Here is an 8187-nt window from a genome sequence, read left to right as displayed (position 1 = left end):
TAGGTCGGGTTGCGTTATCGGTAAATTTTTCCAGCAGTTTGAAACCCTCCCCCCAGCCCTTCCCTGAACTACGAAAGGGGGGCTACATCGTCTTTCTATAGAAGATGTTGCCTTAAAATAGGCTCCTCGCTGTTTCGTGTGGGTAGGGGGAAATTCGAGCTTGCCCCCGAGGAGGTAAATCATGGTGATGAGATTACGAGTTGAACGGTATCCACGGGCTTTAGCTTTTGCTGCCTGGACGAGACTGTTGAGGCCTTCCACTATTCCGTTGTTGATAGTCGATTTGAACCATCTTAGAATGCCGTCCCAATGTTGTTTAACGGTATAGGCTGCTTTTTTCATTGGTTCCAGTCGACTATGAGTTGCCCAGAAGTAAAAAATAGTTAGCGTTCCTTCCACCGGCAGATTCTTTGTTCGAGCATGTTCACGCTTTCAAAAAGCAGGACCCCCAGCAGGGACATGCCGAAGATACCTGCAAACATCCCCTCGTAGTCCATCCTCCCCCATGCATCCATGATCATGTAGCCGAGCCCTGTGGACGTGGCAAAAGATTCCACGAAAAAGAGCACGGCGATACTCACGCCGGAATTGATACGCAGGGCCGTGAATCCGGCGGGAAGAGCGGCCGGGATGTAGACCTCCCGGATGATCTGTGCTCCCGAAGCCCCCATGGCCCGGATGGAGTCGATATATGTGGCCGGAAGATGTTTGACCCCGTCCCGTGTCGTCACCAGAACCTGGAAGGAGAGGATCAGGGTGATCATGGCGATTTTGGACAGATCACCCAGCCCGAGAATCAGAAGCACGACAGGCAGGAACACGATTTTGGGAATGGGATAGGTGAGATACACCAGGGGAGAAAGCAGGGTGTCCACACGTTTGCTGCCTCCCATATACACGCCCAGGGGAAAGCCTAGAATCCAGGCCAGAACCATGCCCGCGCCGGCCCGGTACGTGCTTGCCCCCATGTTGGACCAGAATGTCTCGGTCCACAGGGCCGACCAGAAGGCGTGCAGGGCTGCCTCGGGCTGGGGCAGAACCGCAGAGGTGAGTACCGTGGCCAGCCCCTTCCAGAGAAGGAATAGAAAAAGCAACGCACACGTATAGGAAAAGAGGGATTTGAACATGTTAAAAATAGCTCCCCATGCCCCTTCGGATTGTTCGCACCAGGGAGAAATAGTGGTCGGTTTCTCGCAAGTCGGGGTCTCCGAAACCGGGATTGTCATACCGGGCCTTGATGGTGGCCGGGGTGCCGGCCAAAAGGAGAATGGTCCTTCCCAGATACGCGGCCTCTTCAATGGAATGGGTGACCAGAACATAGGGGAGGGGCGTTTTGATACGGTCCTTGAGCAACTGGGCCTGCAATTTCTCCCGGGTCATGGCATCCAGGGCGGAAAAGGGTTCGTCCATGAGCAGAAGACGGGGACGTGAGGCATAGGCCCGGGCAATGGCCACCCGCTGCTGTTCCCCGCCGCTCAAACGGTTCGGGAATTCCTTTTGGCGGTCAAGGAGGCCCATGCCATCCAGACGTTTTCGGGCCCGTTCGTTACGTTCGGCTTTGGCTACCCCCTGGATCTTGAGTCCCAGGGTCACATTGTCCAGAACGGTTTTCCAGGGATGCAGGCCGTATTGCTGCAGGATGATGGCGATATCCTTCCCCGGCTTCTGGATGGTGCGGTCATCAAGCAGAATGCGGCCGGTGTCGGGAGCGGTCAATCCGCAGAGCATGTACAAAAGCGTACTTTTTCCGCACCCGGACGGCCCGACAACGGCGATGGTTTCGTCGGCGGCAAGGGTGAAATCGATATCCCGGAGCACCTCGCGGCCTCCAGGATATGTTTTGCAGAGTGACGTGACCGCAAGCATCAAGGCACCAGGGAGGAATAGGGAATTACGGCACGCAGCATGCCCTGGTCGACCATCCATTGCTGGATGGATGCAAGTTCACGTTTTGAGGGGAGATCCAGGGTGGGCGGATAGGTAAACACCGGAAAATCGGCTTGCAGGGGTTTGGGAACCCGGCATGTGGAGGACATGAGTCCTCGGTACGCTTCAGGGTGCGCATTGATCCTGTGCACGGCCTCGGCATAGGCAGCCTTGAACCCGTCACATGTAACAGCCTGATTTTCATGCACGGCAATGACGGTCATGGGCAGGTCCAACTGCGTATCGGTCACCACAACAGGGCAGCCTTTGAGCCTGGCCAGGGAAAGCAGGGGTTCAGGCAGAATGGCCGCATCGATCTTGCCGGAGACGAGCATCTGGAACCTGATGGGAAGCTTGCGGATTTCAAGAGGCTTGAGCGTTGTATGCGAAAACTCGGGCAGGGTCTGCATCCGGCTCATGATCAGATCGATGACCGTGGCCTTGGACATGCCGACCTCGAGGGTTTTTTCCGGAACACGCGGGTGAGGGTCACTGCCCGGACAAAGGGCCAGCCCGAACATGGGATATTGCTTGTCCGGATCTGCCAGGGTGAGCATCTTTACGGGCACCTTGTTCTGGGCCAGGAGCAGGACGTTTAAAAAATCACCGAAAAAACCGTCCAGCCCGCCGGTCTGCATGGCCATTTCCCGTTCCATGGCACTGGAAAAGGGAACCAGCTCCACATCCAGCCCATATTTTTCAAATATTTTTTCATGGGCAGCCACCTGTAAGGGGAGGGTGTTCAGCACCGGCAACAGCCCCAGCCTGAGGGGGGCGGCCATGATCAGGTCTGAAGAAAAAAGGATGATCAGCAACGACAGGAATAAAAATTTCAGCTTCATGTACAGCTCCAACTCAAGGACGAAGGGCAACGGACACGGGACTTGCGAACGAAGGTTCACCTAGCCTAATCGGGTAGGGAAGAAAAGAGGGAGAGCCGTGCCTCGACGCAATGACATCTGGTTTTCAAATAGGGGGTTTCCTCCCTATCAGGATCATACGCATGGAGCTTTCGTCAAAAGGTGCGAGATTTTCGTTATACGCGGTTTCCAGTTCCAGCCCGGACAGATTGTCTTTTTTTTTTACCAGGGATTTTCTGCTGGTGTTCCCGGAACCATGGGGATAAGGGCCGGTTTTCCAACTATGCTGTGTATGCGTTGTTTGGCGGTCTGTTTCGCAGAAAAGGCGTTGGATATCAGGGTGATGTCCGGGCCGAGGATATCTCCCTACTGGATTCCTCTGGGTATTGTCCTTGTTTTTTTATTGCCTGGTGCGTTGCCCTTATGAGCGGTCATTGGCATACCCAGGTGAGCCCTGAGATGCTCAGGCCGCTCATTGGACGCGGATGATTGCCGATTTTGTTAAACCTGCAATTTTAGAAAGTATTGAGGAAGGCATATGTCATTTAAAGAACTTGGCCTCCGGGCCGAATTGCTCAAGGCCCTTGCAAGCAGGGGGTACACCGCCCCGACTCCCATTCAGACCAGGGCTATCCCGTGCATCCTTGCGGGGGAGGATGTTTTTGCCCGTGCCCAGACCGGAACGGGGAAAACCGATGCCTTTGCCTTGCCCATGGTGGAAATGCTGAGTCGTCAGTCCCACAATGGCCGGAATCCCCGGGCGCTTGTCCTGACTCCCACACGGGAACTGGCCCTCCAGGTAGGAGAGAGCATCAAGGCCTATGCCCGTCGGGTTTCCCTGCGGTGCACCGTTGTCTATGGCGGGATCCGGATCAATCCGCAGATAGACCGTCTCAAACGGGGGATAGATATCCTGGTGGCCACTCCGGGTCGGTTGCGGGATCTTGCAGGGCACAGACATCTTGATCTCTCGGGCATAGAATTTCTGGTATTTGATGAGGCGGACAGAATGCTGGATCTGGGGTTCAGTGAGGAGATTGCTGAAATTCTGGAGTATATTCCGGGAGACCGCCGGACCATGCTTTTTTCCGCAACCTATACCCGGCAGGTCCGAACCCTTGCGGCTACCATGCTGCACGAGCCCGAATATATTGAGATAACCCCCCGGATTGCGGCCGCAGAAGGGGTCGTCCAGAAAGTGCATCTGGTTAATCAGTCCGAAAAACGTCCCTTGCTGGTTCACCTGATTACCACGGGAAACTGGAGTCGAATACTTGTTTTTGTCCGCACAAAGCATGGGGCGAACAAACTTGCCGAGCGACTGGCCGCACAAAAAATCAGCGCGGCAGCATTGCACGGGAACAAGAGTCAGTCGTTCAGAACGCGGACCCTCAGGGATTTCCGGAACGGCGACATCCGTGTGCTTGTGGCAACGGATGTCGCTGCCCGTGGTCTGGATATCACCGACCTGCCCTATGTGATCAACTATGATATACCGCGTATCCCCGAGGATTATGTCCACCGTATAGGGCGTACCGGAAGGGCGGGCGGAACCGGGCTGGCCGTGTGTATGGTCGGCAGCGAGGAAAAGGAGTACCTGAATGCCATTGAAAAGCTGCTGGGGCAGAAAATTCCTGTGGAATCGGTTACCGGATATACTGTGGACAGCGTGGTACCGGATTATGTCCTGCTCCGTCCTGAAGATCAGGTCAGCGAAAAAAGAGCCGACAAGGATATCAAGAAGATCGTGGCCAAAAGAACCGATGCGGAAAAACGTTCGAAAATCCGCAAGGCAAAAAGCGCACGCAGAAAACCGGGATCACGATCACAATCTCGATCGACTCAACAACCAAAACCCCGATCCGGTAAAGGTGCGGGGCAGGGAAAGGGAGGATCGTCCCGTTCGGGCAGGCGCAACGATACCGGTGGACAAAAAACGTCCCGGGCAGGATCGCGATCTCAGCAATCTTCACAACAAGGCCGTTCCCGGGGGAGATGATAGCTCCCGTTGAGCACTAGCGATAGCGGTACGTTGCAGGAAGGAATGGTGTTGCCGGGAAGGCATGCCGGTGGTCGAAAGTAAAGTGGACCCCAGGAGCTGGACAACCGGAGGGGGCTTTATGCCCGCTCAGGTGGATTAAGTATTTGTTTTTTTCGTGTAGTTGGCTGCCTTTTGCGGTGAGGCGGTATTTTTGAGTCGGGCGTTTGGCGAATCGGGTCGGGCCACTTCTACGAATCCATTAGCCAAAGCAGGTTCTGTTGCGCTCTCAATAGCGTTCTCGAAAATTTGCCTGATCTTTCAAGTTCAATGTTGTTTGAGCTTCTCTGCGTCCAAAGGAAGTATTTTGTAAAATTTTGAGAAATGTTGTTACGTTACCTGTTACCCGTACTGTACTCATCCCTCCCACGGCAGTATCTGCAAATCTCACCGCAAGCCAGCCGACAGGTCCCTGGAGCTATCTCGGTCTGAATGTTGGTTGTATTGTAATTATTGCGCTTTTTTGATAACCGTTGCTGTGTTCTCATCGGGAGACAACTTCGTTATGGGCTTGCAGGGGGTATCGCAACTGTCAAAATTGGGGATAAGAAATGAAAAGAAGATTTTTGTTGGCGGTACTGATAAGTATACTGTCATTACTCTGTCTATCCTGCAAAATTTTCGGTACAGATTCAAGTCTTGATGCTGTCTTGATAACAGATATTCATTTTAATCCGTTTTCCAATGCCACTATTGCCAGAATGCTTGATCAGGAGAACTGGGAAAATTGGGACAGTATTTTTCAACAAACTATATATCCCTTGTCGGTAGGTGGCAATGAGACAAACCCCGCGCTGCTTGATTCAGTGATTTCTGCAATGCGTAAAAATACATCTATGCCTGAATGTGTTATATTTTGTGGAGATATCCTTGGTCATGGATTCAATGAGACTTATGCAGATATAACAGGAAATACGGATGCTGCCAGCACGGAAAAGTTTGTGCTGAAAACTGTATCCTATGTCATGAGTAAAGTGGCTTCGGTATATCCTGACGTCCCTGTTTTTTTCACCTTGGGGAATAATGATTCGTATGCCGGAGATTACCTGCTGGAGGATGGAGGGGCGTTTTTGGCCGACTCGGCCGCGCCCTTATTTGAAATCTGTATCAAGGATGATGATCTGCGGTCTGCATTCATGACTGAATACTCGGAGCACGGCCATTATAGCCTTGATGTGCCGGGAGAAGGGCATATCAGACTGGTCTCGCTCAATACTATCTTCATGTCATCACGTTATGCAGGCTCAAATGCAACCCGTTCGGCGTATGCAGAGCTGGACTGGTTTGAACAGACATTGAGGCAGGCCCGCAACGAGAACCGGAAGGTCTGGCTTATCACGCACATTCCTCCCGGAATAGACGTATTTGGTTACCTGCATGGTTACGGCAGCTGCGGCAATCCCCCTCTTCAGATAAAGGCTGATTACACTGAGCGATTTCTAGGCATTCTCAGGATGTATTCGGAGACCGTTGCCGCGATTTTTACCGGGCATACCCATATGGACGATTTTCGGCTTCTGTTTCCCGAAGGGACGCGCTCCGGAGCCCTTGAGGCATTTATCATCTCCCCGGCTCTTTCTCCGCTCTTCGGACAGAATCCGGCTTTCAGAACCATCGATTTTGATACCTCCAGTGGAGAAATCGAAAACATGGCCGTTTGGTATACCTCCTCTGGAGCCGATGTTCAGGAAGCGCTCTGGGAACAGGAATACGATTTTAAAGACAGTTACGGGCTTTCTCCAACTCCGGAAAATCTGGAAACCATTGCTCGTCATTTTCAATACAATGCAACGCTGAAAACCCACTACATCAATTTTTATTATGTCAATAAAAAACCAGCACCCATAGCAACTATCTGGAAATGGTACTGGTGTTCGATACTCAATATTGAGCCGGAATACTATATGGTTGATTGTCCTGACTGTCCGTAGATTAGATGTCATTGTAGCGCGGCATGGCTGCTTCGGTATAGACTCAAAAGGTGCCAGCTTGCAGGTACTGGATAAACAGGAGTGTGATCGTATGTTTCATATCAGAGTATTTTTGATATTTGCAGGTTGTATGTTCATCTTCTATGGGACGCCTTCAGTTGAGGCCCAAGAGAAACCGGTAAAAAATGACTGGAAGATTACCGTGAATACCAACTATTTTGCCATGTCGGATATTGATGACGACAAAGGGAAGTTTGATGTGCATTCCGGAGAAGTGAGTCTGAAATATTCTCATCTGCGCATTGGTTACCAATTTTCAAATTATACTTGGGAAAACAAGAATGATTTGACCATGGGGAACAAACAAGACGATCCCTTTGACAAACTTCACAGCATGTACGTTGGCTTTGATTATGACGACATGCTCAGTCGTCAATGGGGGTACTTTGTTTTCGGAGCTCTGCGCTCATCCTTTGAAGAAGAGATGAGCAACTCATTTTCAGGTATCCTTTCAGGGGGAGCTACCTATGTCTGGTCCCGTCAGTTACAGGCAAGGGCCGGAATCGCTATTGTCGCAAGCAAACCTGATACAAAGATTATTCCGGCCGTGGGAGTTACCTGGAACATGGCAGCTGCGGAAGGATTCAAGTGCGCTGTCGGGTTTCCACGTACAGAGTTACGTTATGTCTTCAATCCCATGTGGGCGGTGCATTCCAACTTCAGCTGGGATACAAACACGTATAAACTCGCTCATGACAGCACCCTGATGGAAAAAGGATGGCTTGACGTGCGCAATATGATTGTTGGTGCCTATGTCAGTATCACGCCGTTTGAAGATTTTGTTGTTACTTTTGGGCCTGAGTATCTGTTCAGCAGGAAAATTACGGTTTACAGGGAGAACGCCCACAAGGATGATGCATATAGGGTGGGCAGTTCCTGGGGGCTGAGACTGAAGCTGAATTACAGTTTTTGAGCATTGTGCTGAGAAATGCGATTTTCTGTGGGCCGATCGGTCAGATCTTACCACAGGTAAAAAGCATGTCCGGGGTTGAGCTACCAGAGGGCAAATTTGAGGATGGATGCGAAACCGACCCACAGCAGACAAGCGTACGTGCATAAATAGCTATAAACAACATTACCCAAATCTCGGGGCGGGGACCTGTGTGTCCGCCCTTGTTGCCTGGGTCGACCATCAAGGGCATAGACACGGCCCCTGGCTGGTCAAGAAACGGCATTTCGATTCTGCAAACACAGATCGTTCATTTCGGGCGGACACACTGGTCCGCCCTTCCGATTTCAGCAGCAATTCATTCGACTTCTTTATCGGGCGTGATCCAGGCACTTGGAAGGTCCATAAGCATGTTCCCGTGCAGTCCGACTAAAATAGTTGGTGGATTTCATGCCATTCATTCTCTTGCGCACCTTTGGGGAC

6 protein-coding genes and 1 pseudogene are annotated in these 8187 nt (G+C 51.7%); 3 read left to right on the top strand and 4 right to left on the bottom strand.

The window, feature by feature from the left end; genetic code table 11:
* Positions 1-153: 153 nt before the first annotated feature.
* The 4 genes and pseudogenes from ACY692_RS13240 to ACY692_RS13225 all read right to left on the bottom strand — a co-directional run.
* A pseudogene (locus ACY692_RS13240) lies at positions 154-366 on the bottom strand (transposase); the annotation flags it as partial.
* Positions 367-383: 17 nt separating this feature from the next.
* Positions 384-1127: an ABC transporter permease gene (locus ACY692_RS13235; RefSeq protein WP_462325851.1), complete on the bottom strand. Its 744-nt coding sequence runs from the start codon at positions 1125-1127 to the stop codon at positions 384-386.
* A gap of 1 nt (position 1128) precedes the next feature.
* Positions 1129-1818, bottom strand: coding sequence for an ABC transporter ATP-binding protein (locus tag ACY692_RS13230; RefSeq protein WP_462325850.1), 690 nt, complete (start codon positions 1816-1818; stop codon positions 1129-1131).
* A 47-nt stretch (positions 1819-1865) separates the two neighbouring features.
* Positions 1866-2768, bottom strand: a complete 903-nt coding sequence (locus tag ACY692_RS13225) for an ABC transporter substrate-binding protein (protein ID WP_462325849.1) — start codon at positions 2766-2768, stop codon at positions 1866-1868.
* A gap of 556 nt (positions 2769-3324) precedes the next feature.
* Between ACY692_RS13225 and ACY692_RS13220 the strand changes: the two genes are divergently transcribed.
* The 3 genes from ACY692_RS13220 (at position 3325) to ACY692_RS13210 (ending at position 7728) form a co-directional block, all read left to right on the top strand.
* A complete protein-coding gene (locus ACY692_RS13220; protein WP_462325848.1) occupies positions 3325-4785 on the top strand; it encodes a DEAD/DEAH box helicase in 1461 nt (486 codons plus the stop codon).
* A gap of 590 nt (positions 4786-5375) precedes the next feature.
* Positions 5376-6755: a metallophosphoesterase gene (locus tag ACY692_RS13215; RefSeq protein ID WP_462325847.1), complete on the top strand. Its 1380-nt coding sequence runs from the start codon at positions 5376-5378 to the stop codon at positions 6753-6755.
* 91 nt (positions 6756-6846) lie between these two features.
* Positions 6847-7728 carry a hypothetical protein gene (locus tag ACY692_RS13210; protein ID WP_462325846.1) on the top strand — a complete coding sequence of 294 codons (882 nt, stop codon included), beginning with the start codon at positions 6847-6849 and terminating at the stop codon, positions 7726-7728.
* The last annotated feature ends 459 nt before the right edge of the window (positions 7729-8187 follow it).

This window comes from Desulfoplanes sp., from assembly GCF_054921335.1.
This window is presented reverse-complemented; position numbering and strand designations above follow the sequence as displayed.